The following is a 17,096-nucleotide window of genomic DNA, read 5'->3' on the forward strand; positions in this document are numbered from 1 at the left end:
GGGAGTGCAGAAAGTTACCGCTGGCAGTCAATGCCAGCGGTAACTTTTAGCGCGGGTTAGGCGTTTTGATCGATAAATTGGGTCAGCTGAGATTTAGACTGAGCACCTACCAGCGAAGCCACTTTCGTGCCGGACTTAAATAGCATCACTGTCGGAACACCGCGTACACCTTGCTCTGCAGCAATTTCAGGCGCATCGTCAACGTTCACGCTAACCACTTTCAGATTATCACCACGTTCGGCAGCAACTTCATCAACCACAGGTGCCATTACTTTACAGGGACCGCACCAGGGGGCCCAAAACTTCAGCAGGACTGGCTGTTCGGCGTTGAGGACTTCTTGCTCAAAATTGGCGTTGGTGACATCAACATTGTTAGCCATTTGTTTCTCCCGTTTGCGTTGCTCTTGCTGTTTCGTTGCCTCAAATGGAGCAACGGTCATTACGCGTTTTACTAGCGCACTTTCACCGCGCCAAGTTGGCAGATGTTAGCGGGCGCAGAAGGTGCTGGCAAATTTCCTATGACGTTTTGACAGCAGTGATGAAAAATTAAGGGGTGTTCGTAACGCCTATTTTTTATACTATAAGTGAATTATAAGATGATTTTTTATTCAAAATTGTGTGCATGAGGCGTGTCACCCCCAAGTACTTCACCTCTAAGTACTTCGCGGGTGGGGCAAGTCGGCAGCGGCGCGAGGATGCGCTTTAACGTGCTTCCTGCATAGATAATAAGGTGAGGATATGAAGCTACAGCAACTTCGCTATATCTGGGAAGTCAATCGACATAACCTGAATGTGTCAGCAACCGCGCAGAGTTTGTTTACCTCGCAGCCGGGTATTTCCAAGCAAATACGCTTGCTTGAAGATGAGCTAGGCGTTGAGATTTTTGCACGCAGCGGAAAACATCTTACCCGCGTAACCCCAGCGGGGCTGTCAATCATTGAGCTGGCAGGTCAGGTGTTGAAGCTGACAGAAAACATCAAACAAGTCGCCCAAGAGCACAGCGATGAGCGTCGGGGTAGCTTGTCGATTGCGACTACTCACACTCAGGCACGCTATGCGCTGCCTCCTATCATTAGTGAGTTTACGCTTAAGTACCCCGATGTTGCACTACATATGCAGCAGGGCACACCAAAGCAAATTGCCCAGATGGTTAGCGAAGGTCAGGCCGATTTTGCGATTGCCACAGAGTCACTAGAACTGTTCACCGACTTAGTGTTACTACCTTGCTACCGCTGGAATCGTTGCGTTTTAGTACCTAAAGATCACCCGCTGGCATTGATTAATAAGCCGCTGACCCTTCAAGCGCTCGCTGAACATCCGCTTGTTACTTATGTGTTTGGGTTTACCGGCCGCTCGCAGTTAGATGATGCGTTTAAGGCGCAGGGGCTTACGCCGAATGTGGTGTTAACGGCTGGCGATGCCGACGTGATTAAAACCTATGTGCGGCTGGGAATGGGCGTTGGTATCGTTGCCCATATGGCGGTTGATCCAGTGTTAGATGAAGACTTGGTAGCACTGGATGCAAGTCATCTGTTTGCTAGCTCTACGACCAAAATTGGTATCCGCCGTGGCACCTTTATGCGTGGCTATATGTACGATTTCCTAGCACGCTTTGCGCCTCATCTCACCCGGGACTTGGTAGATGAAGCCTTGTTGGCTGGCCCACGCTTTGAGCATGAGCTGTTTGAGGGGGTAGAGCTTCCTGAACATTAGGAACAACAATCGGGTAGGCGATGAATAGCGCTTGAAACTAATATCAGGGCGCTATTCACCGCTCTATGCCAGTACAGTGTGTTATCAGTACTGTGGGTTCTATATCAGTGCTGTAAATGCAGGCCGCACTCACGTTTATCTTCCACCTTGGTGGGGTCGAAGTAGTCGAAGTTGTTAGGCAGGTCGTGAGCCTCAAGGTAGTAGTACATATCTTTTGCTGTCCACTGCAGCAGCGGGGCGACTTTTAACAGGCCATCGCTGTTGCGGCTGGCTGGCTGCATTTTAGCCCGCTCTGGTGTGTCCTCTGCCCGCAGGGCGGTGAACCAAATATCTGGCTGCATTTCCCGCAGGGCACGCTCAAACGGCTCAATTTTCACTTCTTGGGTAAAAGCCGCGTGACGTGGGTCGTCAATGCTGGGCATTGGCCCTTCTAGCGCTTCACGGTGAGCGCGGGTTCGCTTAGGAATAAAGCTCACCATGTTCAGGTTCAGCCGTTGAATCAATGCATCGGCAAATTGGTAGGTGGCTTCAGTGTTTTAGCCGCTGTCCATCCACACGATAGGTGTGTCTGGACGTACCTGGGTCACCATGTGAAGGATCACCGCCTCAAACGGACGAAAGTTAGTCGTGCAAATAGGGCGCTCACCTTGGCTAAATGCCCATTCAATTAGGCCCTGGGGATTATTGGCGAAATCACGGTTAATGCTGTCAAGCGCTGAAGACATGTTGCCTCCTGTCATAAGGTCGAGTATGACACTAGGCTATCAAAGGGAAGGGGCTTAGCCCCAATACCGTTTGGTTTGGCTTTTATATTCCTTTTTGATTTAAGAATTTTGTTATTTATTCCAAAGCGCCAATGAGATGACAGATTTTATCCAGTGTTTCCGTGTATTCCTCGTCTGCCTTAGAGTCGGCTACTAATCCACCTCCGCCCCAAACATGCAGCTTGCCTGCATCTGCCACCATGGTGCGTATCGCAATCGATGTGTCCATGCTGCCCCGTTTATCGATGTAGCCTAGGCTTCCGCAATAGACACTGCGCTGGCAAGGCTCTAGCTCGTCGATAATTTGCATGGCACGTATTTTTGGCGCGCCAGTAATAGAACCGCCAGGAAACGCTGCTGTCAGCAAAGACAATGGCGAACGGTGCTTAGCAAGCTGGCCTTGAACAACGCTTACCAAATGATGCACGTTGGGGTAGCTCTCTAACTGACATAACTGTGGTACACGAATAGATCCTGGCGCGCATACTCGGCCTAAGTCATTGCGTAGCAAATCCACAATCATGACATTTTCCGCGCGATCTTTGGTGCTGCTTAATAGCTGTTCTGCTAGGGCGATATCCTCTTCCGACGACTTACCCCTTGGCCTTGTGCCTTTGATTGGACGCGTTTCTACCAGCCCGTCTCTACACTGGATAAAGCGTTCTGGGGAAAGTGAGAGCACTGCTTGGTTTCCCCATGCCATGAAGCCCGAGAAGGGCGTCGGCGTTGCCTTGCGTAAGCGTAGATAAGCCTGCCATTCATCGCCTTCGTAGCGCGCTGTAAACCGCTGAGCAAGATTGATTTGATAGCAATCGCCAGCGCGAATGTAGCGCTGAACAGCATTAAAACGTTCGGTGTAATCCGCTTGGCTAAGCTCACCCTGGAAGGGGCTGATTAATTGAAAGTTTTTATCAAGGCTGGCAGGTGGGTGAGCAAGCCACTGCAGAACTTGCTGTTGGCGCCTCGTTGACGCGATGAGCCATGAAGTCTGCATTTCGTGATCAAAGGTAATGCACCAGTCGTAAAGCCCCAGACGAGCTAAAGGTAGATTAGTAACACTGGGGTGGCGGCTGGGAATCGCCAGATTATTGCGCCCTAGATCGTAACTCCAGTAGCCAATCAGGCCGCCCAAAAACGGTAGCTCGCTAGATAAATCTGCGCTGGGTAGCTGCTCAAGCATCCATTGCTGCTGGGCGGTCATATCTCCAGTAAGTGCCGACGGAAGTTCAAGCTGCGCTGACGTGAAGTTGGTTTGGCCGTCAGGCATGACTTCTAGCGTGGCTAGTGGGTCACTACTCATGATGTCGTAGCGCCCGTTCGCTGATGGGCGGCCGCTATCAAGTAACACTGCACCATGACGTTTTCGCAGGTGAGCAAAGGTCTCCAGTGGATCAGGAGAGTAGGGTAGGGCTTTAATGGTCAACGCCGATGTCATGAAGCAAACGCCAGGCCAATGGAAGGCAACGCATTCTAGAGGTCGTTAATTGATGACACCAGTGCCAACCACTGACGTCTTTCTCACGATAGGTGAAATATGTTTAACGAAAAGGTGGATTGTTGACATTGGCCCAGGGATAAATAGCGGGGTTACACGAAAGGTGAATAAAATCGACCATTTTGACTAGTTGACGGCACAAATGTGGCGGGCTAAAGTTCTCCTACCCCATAATTGTCGACAATTAGCCATGACCTCACTTGCTACTCTTTCTCGTTCTACAGCTGATTCGCCCAATGATCAGGTCTCTCCAGAAGTCCGAACGCTGGCTGAGCGGGTCTTTCATCAGCTTCAAGACGCTATTGTACGTGGAGAGCTGGCGCCGGGCAGCAAAATTACCGAGCCGGGACTTTCTAAAACGTACGGTATTTCTCGCGGACCGTTGCGCGAAGCCATGCGGCGTTTAGAGGCGCACCGCCTAATTGAACGTGTTCCCCACGTTGGCGCTCGAGTCGTCAAGCTCTCTATGAAAGAGCTGCTTGAGCTTTTTGATGTGCGCGAAGCGCTTGAGAGCATGGCAGCACGCTTGGCTGCCGAACATATGTCTGCCGAAGAGATCAAGGGGCTGCGAGAGGTGCTTGCGCTCCATGAAGGGCAGGCAGACCTCAAACGTGGCGAAGCTTACTACCAGCGCGAAGGCGATCTCGACTTCCATTATCGGATTGTTCAAGGCAGCCACAACAAAATGCTGATGAACCTGCTTTGCGATGATCTCTACTACTTAGTACGTCTTTACCGTACCCAGTTCAGCGCCAGCGGTAAGCGGCCACAACTCGCCTTTGTCGAGCATCATCGCATTGTGGATGCCATTGAAGCCGGTGATGCCGAGCTTGCTGAGTTGCTGATGCGACGCCACGTCAGTGCTTCCCGTGCAAACGTCGCCGACCGCTACGCCGCTGTTCTTGAACAGCAAACAACGTCATCAGCGGATTAGTTCGATACGCCTATCCGTTAAGCCTTCTAAAGGAGCAACGCCAATGTCCACTTCATCTACTCTCACGCCAGGTGCTCGCTTTCGTGCTGCGCTAGAAACGAACCGCCCACTACCGATTCTAGGCACGATTAACGCGTATACCGCGATGATGGCCGAGCGAGTCGGACATCAAGCGATTTATCTGTCGGGCGGCGGCGTGGCTAACGCTTCTTTCGGCTTGCCGGACTTGGGTATGACCAGTATGAACGACGTGGTGGAAGATGCGCATCGTATCTGCGGTGCTACTGATCTTCCGCTGCTGGTAGATATTGATACAGGCTGGGGCGGTGCTTTTAATATTTCGCGTACCGTTAAAGAGATGCAGCGCGCAGGCGTTGCTGCTGTTCACTTGGAAGACCAAGTAGCTCAGAAGCGCTGCGGCCATCGCCCGAATAAAGCCATTGTGTCCCAGCAGGAAATGGTTGACCGCATTAAGGCCGCAGCAGATGCCAAATTAGATCCTGATTTTTATCTGATTGCGCGTACCGACGCGTTCCAGAAAGAGGGCTTAGACGCTGCCATCGAGCGCGCTAATGCCTGCGTAGAAGCAGGGGCAGATGCGATCTTCGCCGAAGCCGTACACACGCTGGATGATTATCGTGCGTTCTGTTCGCGCGTAAATGCGCCAATTCTGGCCAATATCACTGAATTTGGTGCGACTCCGCTGTTCTCTCAGCAGGAGCTGGGTGAGGTGGGCTGTCGCATGGTGCTCTATCCGCTCTCCGCCTTCCGAGCCATGAATGCTGCCGCCTTAAAGGTGTATCAGAGCATTTTGGATAACGGTCATCAAAAAGAGGTGGTCGATACCATGCAGACCCGCGATGAGCTGTACGACTTTTTGAACTATCACGATTTTGAGCAAAAGCTCGACGCGCTATTTGCCGAGCAGAAAGACGCTGAATAGCCGTTAACACCATCAATTACTAAAACATATAAAAAAAGCTGACAGGAGACACGACATGGCTGATAAACCGCAAAACAGCGCAGGACTCCGTGGACAAAGCGCTGGTACCACAGCGCTGTGTACGGTGGGTAAAACGGGTTCCGGATTAACCTACCGTGGTTTTGATATTAAAGAGTTGGCCGAGAAGGCAAAGTTTGAAGAAGTCGCGTATTTGTTACTGAAAGGCAAGCTGCCTAACCAAGCCGAGCTTGATGGCTACATCACCAAGCTAAAGGGGCTGCGTGGTTTGCCCGATGCCCTGAAATCCGTGCTGGAGCAAATTCCCAAAGATGCGCATCCGATGGATGTTATGCGCACCGGTACCTCCATGCTGGGTAACCTGGAAACTGAAGAGAGCTTTGACCAGCAGCAGGATGTTTCCGATCGCCTGTTAGCGGTGCTGCCTTCGATTATTTGCTACTGGTACCGTTTCAGCCACGACGGCGTTCGCATTGATACCGAAACTGACGATGCCTCTGTAGGCGGCCACTTCCTACATATGCTGCGCGGTGAGCCTGCTTCTGAGTTACATGCGCGGGTAATGAACGTATCGTTGATTCTATACGCCGAGCATGAGTTCAATGCCTCAACGTTTACGGCGCGGGTTTGCGCCTCGACGCTTTCTGACATGCACTCTTGTGTCACCGGTGCGATTGGTTCACTACGTGGCCCGCTGCACGGCGGTGCTAATGAAGCGGCCATGGCAATGATCGAGAACTGGGCATCGCCGGAAGAAGCCGAGCGCGAAATGCTCGGTATGCTTGAGCGCAAAGAGAAGATCATGGGCTTTGGCCATGCGATTTACCGCGAGTCTGACCCGCGTAATGAAATCATCAAAGAGTGGTCGCAGAAGCTTGCCGATGACGTAGGCGACAGCGTGCTTTACCCCGTTTCTGTGCGCTGTGAAGAAGTCATGTGGCGTGAGAAGAAACTATTCTGCAACGCGGACTTCTTCCATGCCAGTGCTTACCACTTCATGGATATTCCGACCAAGCTGTTTACGCCGATCTTCGTGATGTCCCGTTTGACAGGCTGGGCAGCCCACGTATTCGAGCAGCGCGCCAATAACCGCATTATTCGCCCCAGCGCCGACTACACTGGTCCTGAGAAGAGCGAGTGGGTGCCCATCGAAGCGCGTGACTAACCCTTAACGGGCCGTGATTAAGTGAGAGGCATTATGAACACGAATTATCGCAAGCCGCTGCCAGGCGTGACGGCAGAGGGTGCCCCGGTAGATTTCTTCGATGCGCAGCAAGCCGTTGAAGATATCAAGCCCGGCGCCTACGCGACGCTGCCCTATACTTCCAGGGTGTTGGCCGAGCAGCTGGTTCGCCGCTGCGACCCAGCGTTGCTAACCGATGCCCTAAAGCAGCTGATTGAACGTAAACAAGACTTGGATTTTCCTTGGTACCCAGCACGCGTTGTGTGTCATGACATCCTGGGGCAAACCGCGTTAGTCGACCTCGCTGGTCTACGGGATGCCATCGCTGAGAAGGGCGGTGACCCGGCGAAAGTGAATCCTGTGGTGCCTACGCAGCTGATCGTTGATCACTCATTGGCTGTTGAGCACGCAGGGTTCGAGGAAGACGCTTTCGAGAAAAACCGCCAGGTGGAAGATCGCCGTAACGATGACCGCTTCCATTTCATTAACTGGACCAAAGTGGCTTTTGAGAACGTCGATGTGATTCCACCGGGCAACGGCATTATGCACCAGATCAATCTGGAGAAAATGTCACCGGTGGTGCAGTGCCGCCCTGATGAACAAGGCGTGCGTATTGCTTACCCAGATACCTGCGTAGGCACCGATAGCCACACGCCAATGGTCGATGCGCTTGGCGTCATTTCCGTCGGTGTGGGCGGTCTTGAAGCCGAAAGCGTAATGCTGGGCCGTGCTTCGATGATGCGCCTGCCGGATATCGTCGGTGTAGAACTCTCCGGCAAACTGCAGCCGGGCATTACCAGCACCGATATGGTGTTGGCGATTACCGAGTTTCTTCGTAAAGAGCGCGTTGTAGGTGCCTACCTGGAGTTTTACGGTGAAGGTGCCGATGCGTTAACTGTTGGTGATCGGGCGACCATTTCCAACATGACGCCTGAGTACGGTGCTACGGCGGCGATGTTCTACATCGATAACCAAACCATTGATTACCTCAAGCTCACGGGGCGTGAGGATGAGCAGGTTGCTCTTGTCGAAGCCTATGCCAAGCACACAGGGTTGTGGGCCGATAGTTTAAAAACTGCCGAGTACGGGCGGATACTGCGCTTTGATCTTTCTAGCGTTGCTCGCACCTTGGCAGGGCCTTCCAACCCCCATGCGCATTTGCCTACCTCGGAGCTAGCCCAGCGCGGTATCGCGATCGACCTGGATAAAGCGCGGGCCGACGAGCAAGCGGGCAGAATGCCGGATGGCGCAGTCATCATCGCCGCCATTACCAGCTGCACGAATACCTCTAACCCGCGCAACATGGTAGCAGCTGGCTTAATTGCTCGTAATGCTAACCGCTTGGGGTTAACCCGCAAACCATGGGTTAAGTCGTCGCTAGCGCCGGGGTCAAAAACTGTCAAGATGTATCTGGAAGAAGCCAAGCTGATGGATGAGCTGGAAACACTTGGCTTTGGTGTCGTGGCATACGCCTGTACAACCTGTAACGGTATGTCCGGGGCGTTAGATCCGGTGATCCAGAAAGAGATTATCGATCGTGATCTATATGCCACAGCGGTACTTTCCGGTAACCGTAACTTTGACGGGCGCATTCACCCCTATGCTAAGCAGGCATTTTTGGCATCGCCGCCATTAGTGGTTGCCTACGCGATTGCGGGCACTATTCGCTTTGATATTGAGAAAGACGTGCTGGGTACTGACCATGACGGTAACCCCGTCACGCTGAAAGATATATGGCCCGACGATAGTGAAATCGATGCGATTGTGAAGGCATCAGTGAAGCCAGAACAGTTCCGTCAAACCTATATCCCAATGTTTGACCTCGACAAGAGTGCCCGCACTCAAGTGAGCCCGCTTTATGAATGGCGGCCCCAGAGCACCTATATTCGTCGCCCGCCCTACTGGGAAGGCAATATGGCTGCCGAACGTGGTTTGAAAGGTATGCGTCCGTTGGCGATTTTGCCGGACAATATCACCACAGATCATTTGTCGCCCTCTAACGCAATCATGCTAGACAGCGCGGCAGGTGAGTACCTGCATAAGATGGGCCTGCCTGAAGAGGACTTTAACTCCTACGCCACCCACCGCGGCGACCATTTAACCGCCCAGCGGGCGACATTGGCCAACCCCAAGCTGTTCAATGAAATGGTGCACGACGAGCAGGGCAAAGTGCTGCAGGGGTCGTTGGCACGTGTTGAGCCAGAAGGCACCGTGACGCGGATGTGGGAAGCCATTGAAACCTATATGGCACGTAAACAGCCGCTGATTATTATTGCCGGTGCGGATTATGGTCAGGGTTCCTCGCGTGACTGGGCGGCGAAAGGCGTTGCCCTGGCGGGTGTTGAAGCCATTGTGGCTGAAGGCTTTGAGCGTATTCACCGTACCAATTTAATTGGTATGGGGGTGATGCCGCTGCAGTTTGAAGAGGGCACCACACGTAAAACCTTGGCGCTGGACGGTACGGAAGTCTTCGACGTAGAAGGTGCCCCGCAGCCGGGAGCTAAGCTGACGCTGATTATTCATCGCCAGAGCGGTACGACTGAGCGAGTGCCGGTGATTTGCCGCATTGATACCGCCGAAGAGGTCACAATTTACTCTGCTGGCGGGGTGTTGCAGCGTTTCGCCCAGGACTTTCTTGAGTCCACCACGGCGTAGCCAAGCAGGCGTGTAACGTATAGCGCCAAGGCGATAACTGAAAGAGCCCGTCGCTAAGCGCCGGGCTCTTTTTTTCAGCATGTTGTTATTAAGCACGGTTATTGAGAATGGTTGTTGAAAACAGTCATTGAGAATGGTTAGGGAGCGTTAGTTATGTCTCATGTTGCACAAATTAGTATTCCCGCTACGTACATGCGAGGCGGCACCAGTAAAGGGGTGTTCTTTACCCTAAATGATTTACCCGAAGCGGCTAGAGTGCATGGTGAGGCGCGGGATAGGCTACTGATGAGGGTGATTGGTAGTCCTGATCCCTATGAAAAACAGATTGATGGGATGGGGGGCGCAACGTCCAGCACCAGTAAAACCGTGATTCTTTCTAAGAGTGAGTCGCCGGATCACGATGTGGACTACCTGTTTGGCCAAGTCTCTATCGATAAGCCATTTGTGGATTGGAGCGGCAACTGCGGCAACTTATCAGCAGCAGTAGGTCCTTACGCGATAGCCAATGGGTTAGTTGATCCCGCCAAAATACCGCAAAACGGTGTCGTTGAAGTACGTATTTGGCAGGTTAATATCAGTAAAACCATTGTCTCTCAAGTGCCTATTGTGAATGGTCAAGTGCAGGAAACCGGTGATTTTGAGTTAGATGGCGTGACCTTTCCTGCCGCCGAGATCCCTGTGGCCTTTATGGACCCTGCTGATGGTGAAGGGGCAATTTTCCCAACCGGCAATTTGGTTGATGATTTGGAGGTGCCGGGGGTAGGCGTTCTGAAGGCCACACTGATTAATGCGGGCATCCCCACCGTGTTTGTTAACGCCCAGGACATCGGCTATACAGGCTGTGAGTTGCAAGAAGCGATTAACAGCGATGCCAAAGCGCTCGCTATGTTTGAGACTATTCGCGCTCACGCTGCGGTGCGTATGGGATTGATTAAGCACGTTGATGAAGCGGCCAGCCGACAGCATACGCCGAAAGTGGCTTTCGTTGCCCCACCTGCCAGCTATACGGCCTCCAGTGGCAAAGCGGTGAGTGAAGAAAACATTGATCTTGTGGTAAGGGCGCTTTCAATGGGTAAGCTGCACCACGCAATGATGGGTACCGCAGCGGTGGCTATCGGCGCAGCACCAGCCATTCAAGGCACGTTAGTAAATTTAGCCGCAGGTGGCGACGAGCGTGAAGCGGTTACTTTTGGGCATCCTTCTGGCTCGTTACGGGTAGGTGCAAAAGCAAGCTTGGCAGACGGGCGTTGGCAGATTGATCAAGCCGTCATGAGCCGAAGCGCACGTGTGTTAATGGAAGGCTCTGTTCGGATACCCGGTGATAGCTTTTGAGGCAGCTCTTGATGGGAAAAAGCTTCTAACTAGTTGATGTCGGCTTTAGAGGGGGCTTGGAGGCGGTTTGAAGTAGCATCTGATAAGGTGCCATTTTTAATTGCTATCGCCGCCGCATGGGCTTTACCCCAAGCGGCGGCTTCAAGCAATGGTGATGTAAGTTTTACGCTTACCTTTTCTTTAGCGACTTACTCTTCAATCGCCACTTGATCGCGCATACGATCAACAGTAGCAGGGCCAATGCCGCTAACGCGGGTGAGGTCATCTACATTAGCAAACGCGCCATTGTTTTCGCGCTCTTCTATAATAGCGGCCGCACGGCTTGGGCCTACACCAGGCAATTCCGCAAGTAGTTCAGCATTCGCTGTATTCACATTAATGGGCGCTATGTCTTGTGCCAAAGCAAGGTTCGAAACCCCTAGGCTTAAGCTCAGTAATAGTGCAGCCAATAGTCCTTTAAACGTTATTTTCATTGTTAATATCCTCTTTGGTTTTTCCCTGGAGTCGCCGCTCCTGTGTACGCACTTATGCATTGCGGCGGGTTGCATGCGCAAAAGGGTAGGTCATATCTTCTCTGCCCTTTGCCATGACTAAATTAATACGTTTATAGGAGGAGTTCTGTAAGACATTAACGATAGTGTTTGTAAGATTTTTGCTCCCTGATAATGGTTAATCGCTTACACCGTAGGGCTGAGATGGCTGTTATAATGCGGCCAAATGAAAAATGGAGTTAAGCGCAGTGGCTAATGATCCCCCTTTGATTATTGCTTTGGATTATTCCTCTCTTGATTCGGCCTTATGCATGGCTGATCAACTTGATCCTAAACGCTGCCGGGTGAAGGTGGGTAAAGAGTTGTTTACGCGCAGTGGTCCTGCTGTGTTAGAAGCCTTGCATGGTCGTGGTTTTGAAATTTTTTTAGATTTAAAATTTCATGACATCCCCAACACGGTGGCAGGCGCGGTGCAGGCGGCGGCTGAGCAAGGCGTATGGATGGTTAATGTGCATGCTTCTGGTGGGCGCAAGATGATGGAAACGGCTGCCAAGCGTTTAGATGATCATGGGCTAAGTACACATCTTATCGCTGTTACTGTACTAACCAGTATGCAAGCTGAGGACTTACGAGAGACAGGCATTGATGATACGCCAGAAGAGCATGTCTTGCGTTTAGCCGCATTAACTCAGCAGAGCGGATTAGGCGGTGTTGTTTGTTCAGCCCAGGAAGCTGCGCAAATAAAGTCGCTCTGTGGTAACGACTTTTTGAAGGTAACCCCAGGAATACGGCCGAGCTTTGCTGCGGCTAATGACCAGCAGCGTATTATGACCCCAAGCGATGCGATGCGGGTGGGTAGTACACATTTAGTGATTGGGCGGCCGGTCACACAGGCGGAAGAGCCAATGCTGGCGCTACCAGCCATAGAAGCTGAGCTGGCTGGCTGATAGTAATGTCGGTTAGTTACTCGCCATCAACTCCGGTAATAGGTTTAATAGTGCCCCAGCGGCGGCAGCTAGGGCACTGCCATGCTAGGCTGTCACTGGCAAAGCCGCAGCGGCGACAGCGATGACGAGACTTGCCCTGTAAAAGAGCATTGGTGTGATGCTTTAGTAGCAGTAAGCGTGTGTCTGGCGGGGTTTTTCCGCTTAAGCGTTGGCTTTCATGATAAAGGTCGATTAAGTAGTCAAGCCCGCCTAAGCTGGGCGCCTCTCTAAGCCACTCACCCGTTCGTTCAATGGCGTTGTCTACGCCATCTCTTTGATGAACGAGTTCTCCTAAGGCGATAATGATGCTGGTGTATGGCGCTTGCCCCAGCAGCCGATAAAGATGCGTTTCAAACCCCTGAATATCGTTATTACGCTCATAAGCATGCTGAAGAGCGGGCAGCATGGTGGGAATGTGAGCAATATCCTGCTGGGGAATATGGTTTAGGCGCTCGATAGCGCGAGTGTAATGCCCATTATCCATCTCCAGTTCAGCCAGTAATAGCGTCGCGCGGACACATCGCTCATCAAGCTGGAGTGCTTTTTTTAAGTGCTTGCGGGCGAGCGCTCGACTTGCTTGATGTATCTCTTCCAGGGCGAGCTCACATAGCCAGTGAGCAGCGGGTCTGCGCATACCAGGCTGTTGTTTTAACAATGATTGAACCACGTCGAGTGCTTCTTGCCAGTCTTTTTCGCGCTCAAGTAAATCAATCAGTAGCCGTTTAGCTTCCTGTCGGTAGATTTCATTGACTGATTTATCCAGCAGTGCTCTCAGCATTCGCTGGGCACGGTCATGAACGCCTAACGCCATAAAGTCACGTGCTAGCTCAAGCTGTACATGTTCGTTAGTGCTGGTGGAGAGGGCAGGACGAGCAAGTAGATTTTGATGAATGCTAACGGCTTTGTCTGCTTCACCTCGTGCGCGAAACAGCTTTCCTAACGCGATGTGGGTTTCCACGGTATCGCTATTTACATCCAATGCATTGACGAAAGTGTTGATAGCTTCGTCGGGCTGCTCATTGAGCAGGTAATTCAGCCCGACAAAGTATTCTCTCGATAAACCTGAGGGGCGAGAGTCGTGAGTGCGCTGGCGGCGGCGGGAAGCATAACGAACACCCAGGCCAAAGCCGATGGCAATGCCTGCCAATAGAACGCCTAGCAGCACGGCATCATACATTTAAGCCAGTTCCTTTAGCTCCTGAGTGCGTAGGCGGTCTAACTCTTTGCGCTGTTGCTTGTTATGTCGTTCGCTTCGTGCCAGCTGTGCTTTAAGGCGTACGTACACACCTAGCATGGCGAGCATGCCCAGGATAACGCCGAGAGCTAACGTAGCTAGCAGCCATACAGAGAGTGAAACAGGCGGCAGTTCTGCCCAAATCAGGTTTAAGGCAATAGTTTGTTGGTTGTTGACGGCAAATAAAATGCCTACCAGTAGAACAACCAGCAATATGACGGCCAGAATCAGCCCTTTAATCCAACGCATGAGAGTTTCCTAGTCAGTGACATTCATAATGGCTCTATTGTGTATGAGTCGTGGCGCGGCGTCATCCCGCATAAAGTCGGATAACCAGATCATTTTAATCTTGCTATTGAAGACGCCGTGGTCGTGTAGCCTCGGTTAGCTCATTAATAGCCGAGTGCACGGCTTGCATCTACCTGCTCGCGCAACTCTTTGCCAGGTTTGAAGTGCGGTACGTACTTGCCGTCCAAGTCGACCGGGTCTCCTGTTTTGGGGTTGCGCCCGACACGAGGCTCTCGGTAGTGTAGCGAAAAGCTGCCGAACCCTCGGATCTCAACCCGTCCCCCACTAGCAAGCGCATCGGTCATATCGTCTAAAATAATACGCACCGCCGTTTCTACTTCTTTGGCGGATAGCTCCGGTTGACGCATCGCAATTTGTTCGATTAATTCAGATTTGGTCATCGGTTGGCTCCCTGCGAACTTTAAAGGCCGTGACACGCTTGCGACCTCGATAACAACAGAGTCAGCATACTGCGCATAACAGCATAAAACAATTCAGATAAAACAAGGTACTAGAATGAATATCAGCATAGGCGAAGTGAGGCGCTGGCGCGACCCTGTGGCTTAGGTATACTGGCGACTCATTTTGTAACTGGAGAGGCTGACGTTGAACGACGATACTTCCCCTGCAGCCATATTGCGTAAACGGCTTTATTGGCACTCTCGCCGTGGCATGTGGGAGCTTGACCTGCTGCTGATTCCGTTTCTTGAGCACCGCTTTGATGAGCTGAGTGAAGATGAACAGTTAGCCTATCAGCGTTTAATCGAGGAAGAGGATCAGGATCTCTTTGGATGGCTGATGCGTCGTGAATGGCCCGAGGAGCCATCGTTAAAGCGCATCGTGCAGATGATTGTAGAGCATGCAGAAAATACCGATAACTCTGCTTATCGTACGCTCTAAAATCCAATGCGCTTTCCACGCATCGTTGGCATTCGGGTTGTGTGCTATTGCGGCGTGGCTTATTAGCCCATGGATAGCGATGCTTGCGGCATTAGTAGCGATACTGCTGCTAAGCCGAGAGTATCGCTATCAACCTGCGGGTGAGTTGAGGGTTATAAAAAGTGGTTATCAACTAAGTGCTCAGTGGTTATCGGGCGATGGTGAACTTGAAAATGAACAGCCTGTTAAAGCTGATTACGTTGGCCCTTGGTTAATCGGGCTTCATGTTGGGCCGCAGCGGCTTTGGCTATGGCCAGACAGTTTGCCAGCTCACAGTCAGCGGGCGCTGCGGCGTTTATGCCATCGCCCTGGGCGATAGCTGATCAAGTGACACCTCAGAAACTGCAGTATTTTGCTGGTGCTCAGGCCAGTCGATAGAGTAATGCAACCCACGTGACTCATGCCTCTGGAGTGCCGCAAATACCGTCAACTTTGCAAGCCAGAGTGCTTGTTGCAGACGCACGCTTTCAGGGTGTCTGCGCTTTCTAGCGGTTTTCTCATGGCCGCCGCCAAGAATGTCGTTGAGCTGTTTCTCAAGTTCGTTCAGTTGATTGCGAGCGATACTTAGCCCCTGATTGCTACGGACAATTGAAACATATTGGCTCATAGTGGCGCGCATTTCGCTACGCACGCTAGCCAGGGCTTCCAAAAAAATGGATGAATCCAGCGGCATTGCATCGGGGCTATCGTCCAGCAGCCATTCAGGCGGTGCTGGTGATGGCTGTGCCTGCTTTTCCGGTGTTAGCAAATGCTTTGCACAGCTTCTGGCGTATACCAGGCACTCTAATAAGGAGTTACTGGCCATGCGATTTGCGCCATGAAGTCCCGTGTAAGCAATCTCACCAATCGCGTAGAGGTTGGTGACGTGGGTTGCACCGTGATGGTCCGTGGCGACACCGCCACAACTGTAATGAGCGGCAGGTACTACTGGAATCGGTTGGCGAGTTATATCAATTCCCCGAGAGGCACAGTGTGCCAAGATAGTCGGGAAGTGGTGATGAATAGCCGCTTCTCCAAGGTGGCTGATGTCTAGCCACACATGCCCACGGCTGCTTTGCTGAATTTGCGAGTCGATTGCCCGGGCAACGACGTCTCTGGGGGCCAACTCAGCGCGAGAATCGATATCAGGCATAAACCGGTGGCCGGCCTCATTCAGCAGATGCCCGCCTTCTCCTCGTACGGCTTCGCTAATTAAAAAAGCAGGTCCTTCTGGGTCAAACAGGCAGGTAGGATGAAACTGCTGAAACTCAAGATTCATCAGTTTTGCGCCCAGTTCAGCAGCCATCACCATGCCTTCCCCGCTGCTTGGCGATGGGGTGGTGGTGTGTCGATAAAGGCCACTTGCACCGCCTGTTGCTAGTACGATGTGCTTGGCAAGCAGTGTTTGTTGATGCTGCTGTTGATCTACGCCTTCCGCGCCAATACAGCGGCCTGTGGCATCGCTGATTAAGTGCAGGATGGTTAAGTCACTGCGCTGAGTAATATTGGGGTGAGAAGTGACTTTTTCGTACAGCGTATCGACTACCGCGCGTCCAGTTGCATCGTCAGCATGAATAATGCGGCGTGCGTTGTGGCCGCCTTCCCGTGTTAAGTGATAAGGGTAGCGGGCGCTCGGGTCTGGATCCGGTGTAAAGGGGACGCCGTTGTCGATTAACCACTGGATGGCGTCCGGGCCGTTAGTCACTGTAAATCGAACAGCGTCTTCATCACAGAGGCCATCGCCAGCGATGAGCGTATCTCGTACATGCGCGTCTAGATCATCGTCTGGTGAGAGTACGGCTGCTATCCCACCTTGAGCCCATCGGCTGGCTCCCTGATCATCCAGGGCAGGCCTGACTAGGGTGACCGAAAGATGGTCAGCAACTTCAAGGGCTAAGGTTAGGCCGGCGACGCCGCCGCCGATGATAAGTACGTCGGATGTTGGCGTGCTCATGGGGCCGGTTCCTCTTTTCACATTCAAACGCGGTAGGTGCTAAACGCTTTACACGCTGCAAACAGCAGAGGAAGGCATCATAGCGTGACTGCTGTCGCTTGGCGATGAGTGCATGTGGAAAATTGCTTTCAGTGCCTATAGATAGCAGCTAAGCGCCATGATCCGATGTGTAGGGATCAAGCTGGTAA

The 17,096-nt window shown here is 52.1% G+C and carries 16 protein-coding genes and 1 pseudogene; 9 read left to right on the top strand and 8 right to left on the bottom strand.

The window, feature by feature from the left end:
- Positions 1-56: 56 nt before the first annotated feature.
- Positions 57-440, bottom strand: a complete 384-nt coding sequence (gene trxA, locus REH51_RS15260; protein WP_009722702.1) for a thioredoxin — start codon at positions 438-440, stop codon at positions 57-59.
- Positions 441-738: 298 nt separating this feature from the next.
- On the opposite strand from trxA, the gene cysB reads away from it, so the two are divergent.
- Positions 739-1,713, top strand: a complete 975-nt coding sequence (gene cysB / locus REH51_RS15265; protein WP_498936228.1) for an HTH-type transcriptional regulator CysB — start codon at positions 739-741, stop codon at positions 1,711-1,713.
- A gap of 104 nt (positions 1,714-1,817) precedes the next feature.
- Here cysB and REH51_RS15270 read toward each other — a convergent pair.
- Positions 1,818-2,438, bottom strand: a pseudogene (locus tag REH51_RS15270) (phosphoadenosine phosphosulfate reductase domain-containing protein).
- 115 nt (positions 2,439-2,553) lie between these two features.
- Positions 2,554-3,912, bottom strand: a complete 1,359-nt coding sequence (pabB, locus tag REH51_RS15275; RefSeq protein ID WP_009722705.1) for an aminodeoxychorismate synthase component I — start codon at positions 3,910-3,912, stop codon at positions 2,554-2,556.
- Between the two features lie 250 nt (positions 3,913-4,162).
- Here pabB and REH51_RS15280 point away from each other — a divergent pair, with 250 nt between their 5' ends.
- From REH51_RS15280 to prpF, 5 genes are all read left to right on the top strand, one after another.
- Positions 4,163-4,906 carry a GntR family transcriptional regulator gene (locus tag REH51_RS15280; protein WP_009722706.1) on the top strand — a complete coding sequence of 248 codons (744 nt, stop codon included), beginning with the start codon at positions 4,163-4,165 and terminating at the stop codon, positions 4,904-4,906.
- 43 nt (positions 4,907-4,949) lie between these two features.
- The gene (gene prpB / locus REH51_RS15285) at positions 4,950-5,849 is read left to right on the top strand and encodes a methylisocitrate lyase (protein WP_009722707.1); all 900 of its coding nucleotides are present in this window, start codon (positions 4,950-4,952) and stop codon (positions 5,847-5,849) included.
- A gap of 55 nt (positions 5,850-5,904) precedes the next feature.
- Positions 5,905-7,032 (top strand): bifunctional 2-methylcitrate synthase/citrate synthase, encoded by a 1,128-nt coding sequence (prpC, locus tag REH51_RS15290; protein ID WP_009722708.1) that lies wholly within the window; start codon positions 5,905-5,907, stop codon positions 7,030-7,032.
- Positions 7,033-7,065: 33 nt separating this feature from the next.
- A complete protein-coding gene (acnD, locus tag REH51_RS15295) occupies positions 7,066-9,705 on the top strand; it encodes a Fe/S-dependent 2-methylisocitrate dehydratase AcnD (protein WP_009722709.1) in 2,640 nt (879 codons plus the stop codon).
- A 153-nt stretch (positions 9,706-9,858) separates the two neighbouring features.
- Positions 9,859-11,037: a 2-methylaconitate cis-trans isomerase PrpF gene (prpF, locus tag REH51_RS15300; protein ID WP_498936229.1), complete on the top strand. Its 1,179-nt coding sequence runs from the start codon at positions 9,859-9,861 to the stop codon at positions 11,035-11,037.
- Between the two features lie 188 nt (positions 11,038-11,225).
- On the opposite strand, the gene REH51_RS15305 is transcribed toward prpF, so the two are convergent.
- Positions 11,226-11,510 (bottom strand): ComEA family DNA-binding protein, encoded by a 285-nt coding sequence (locus REH51_RS15305; protein WP_009722711.1) that lies wholly within the window; start codon positions 11,508-11,510, stop codon positions 11,226-11,228.
- Positions 11,511-11,761: 251 nt separating this feature from the next.
- On the opposite strand from REH51_RS15305, the gene pyrF reads away from it, so the two are divergent.
- The gene (gene pyrF, locus REH51_RS15310; RefSeq protein WP_498936231.1) at positions 11,762-12,475 is read left to right on the top strand and encodes an orotidine-5'-phosphate decarboxylase; all 714 of its coding nucleotides are present in this window, start codon (positions 11,762-11,764) and stop codon (positions 12,473-12,475) included.
- Positions 12,476-12,491: 16 nt separating this feature from the next.
- Here pyrF and lapB read toward each other — a convergent pair whose 3' ends face one another.
- From lapB to REH51_RS15325, 3 genes are all read right to left on the bottom strand, one after another.
- On the bottom strand, positions 12,492-13,691 hold the full coding sequence (lapB, locus tag REH51_RS15315) for a lipopolysaccharide assembly protein LapB (RefSeq protein ID WP_498936233.1): 1,200 nt from the start codon (positions 13,689-13,691) through the stop codon (positions 12,492-12,494).
- A complete protein-coding gene (locus REH51_RS15320) occupies positions 13,692-13,997 on the bottom strand; it encodes a lipopolysaccharide assembly protein LapA domain-containing protein (RefSeq protein ID WP_009722714.1) in 306 nt (101 codons plus the stop codon).
- A 143-nt stretch (positions 13,998-14,140) separates the two neighbouring features.
- Positions 14,141-14,437 (bottom strand): integration host factor subunit beta, encoded by a 297-nt coding sequence (locus REH51_RS15325; RefSeq protein WP_009722715.1) that lies wholly within the window; start codon positions 14,435-14,437, stop codon positions 14,141-14,143.
- A gap of 205 nt (positions 14,438-14,642) precedes the next feature.
- Here REH51_RS15325 and REH51_RS15330 point away from each other — a divergent pair, with 205 nt between their 5' ends.
- Together REH51_RS15330 and REH51_RS15335 are read left to right on the top strand one after the other, a co-directional pair.
- A complete protein-coding gene (locus tag REH51_RS15330; protein WP_009722716.1) occupies positions 14,643-14,936 on the top strand; it encodes an FAD assembly factor SdhE in 294 nt (97 codons plus the stop codon).
- Between the two features lie 79 nt (positions 14,937-15,015).
- Positions 15,016-15,294: a YgfX family protein gene (locus REH51_RS15335; RefSeq protein WP_009722717.1), complete on the top strand. Its 279-nt coding sequence runs from the start codon at positions 15,016-15,018 to the stop codon at positions 15,292-15,294.
- Here the strand turns inward: REH51_RS15335 and nadB are convergent.
- A complete protein-coding gene (nadB, locus tag REH51_RS15340) occupies positions 15,271-16,908 on the bottom strand; it encodes an L-aspartate oxidase (RefSeq protein WP_009722718.1) in 1,638 nt (545 codons plus the stop codon). The genes REH51_RS15335 and nadB overlap by 24 nt on opposite strands.
- Positions 16,909-17,096 lie beyond the last annotated feature (188 nt).

The sequence above is a fragment of the Halomonas bluephagenesis genome, assembly GCF_054790765.1.

What these genes read in the sequence shown, in the direction of transcription:
- REH51_RS15280 (WP_009722706.1), top strand. Translation starts at nt 4,163, where the DNA reads ATGACCTCACTTGCTACTCTTTCTCGTTCTACAGCTGATTCGCCCAAT.
- cysB (WP_498936228.1), top strand. Translation starts at nt 739, where the DNA reads ATGAAGCTACAGCAACTTCGCTATATCTGGGAAGTCAATCGACATAAC.
- prpC (WP_009722708.1), top strand. Translation starts at nt 5,905, where the DNA reads ATGGCTGATAAACCGCAAAACAGCGCAGGACTCCGTGGACAAAGCGCT.
- trxA (WP_009722702.1), bottom strand. Translation starts at nt 440, where the DNA reads ATGACCGTTGCTCCATTTGAGGCAACGAAACAGCAAGAGCAACGCAAA.
- pyrF (WP_498936231.1), top strand. Translation starts at nt 11,762, where the DNA reads ATGGAGTTAAGCGCAGTGGCTAATGATCCCCCTTTGATTATTGCTTTG.
- prpF (WP_498936229.1), top strand. Translation starts at nt 9,859, where the DNA reads ATGTCTCATGTTGCACAAATTAGTATTCCCGCTACGTACATGCGAGGC.
- REH51_RS15305 (WP_009722711.1), bottom strand. Translation starts at nt 11,510, where the DNA reads ATGAAAATAACGTTTAAAGGACTATTGGCTGCACTATTACTGAGCTTA.
- REH51_RS15320 (WP_009722714.1), bottom strand. Translation starts at nt 13,997, where the DNA reads ATGCGTTGGATTAAAGGGCTGATTCTGGCCGTCATATTGCTGGTTGTT.
- acnD (WP_009722709.1), top strand. Translation starts at nt 7,066, where the DNA reads ATGAACACGAATTATCGCAAGCCGCTGCCAGGCGTGACGGCAGAGGGT.
- REH51_RS15335 (WP_009722717.1), top strand. Translation starts at nt 15,016, where the DNA reads ATGCTTGCGGCATTAGTAGCGATACTGCTGCTAAGCCGAGAGTATCGC.
- lapB (WP_498936233.1), bottom strand. Translation starts at nt 13,691, where the DNA reads ATGTATGATGCCGTGCTGCTAGGCGTTCTATTGGCAGGCATTGCCATC.
- pabB (WP_009722705.1), bottom strand. Translation starts at nt 3,912, where the DNA reads ATGACATCGGCGTTGACCATTAAAGCCCTACCCTACTCTCCTGATCCA.
- prpB (WP_009722707.1), top strand. Translation starts at nt 4,950, where the DNA reads ATGTCCACTTCATCTACTCTCACGCCAGGTGCTCGCTTTCGTGCTGCG.
- REH51_RS15325 (WP_009722715.1), bottom strand. Translation starts at nt 14,437, where the DNA reads ATGACCAAATCTGAATTAATCGAACAAATTGCGATGCGTCAACCGGAG.
- nadB (WP_009722718.1), bottom strand. Translation starts at nt 16,908, where the DNA reads ATGAGCACGCCAACATCCGACGTACTTATCATCGGCGGCGGCGTCGCC.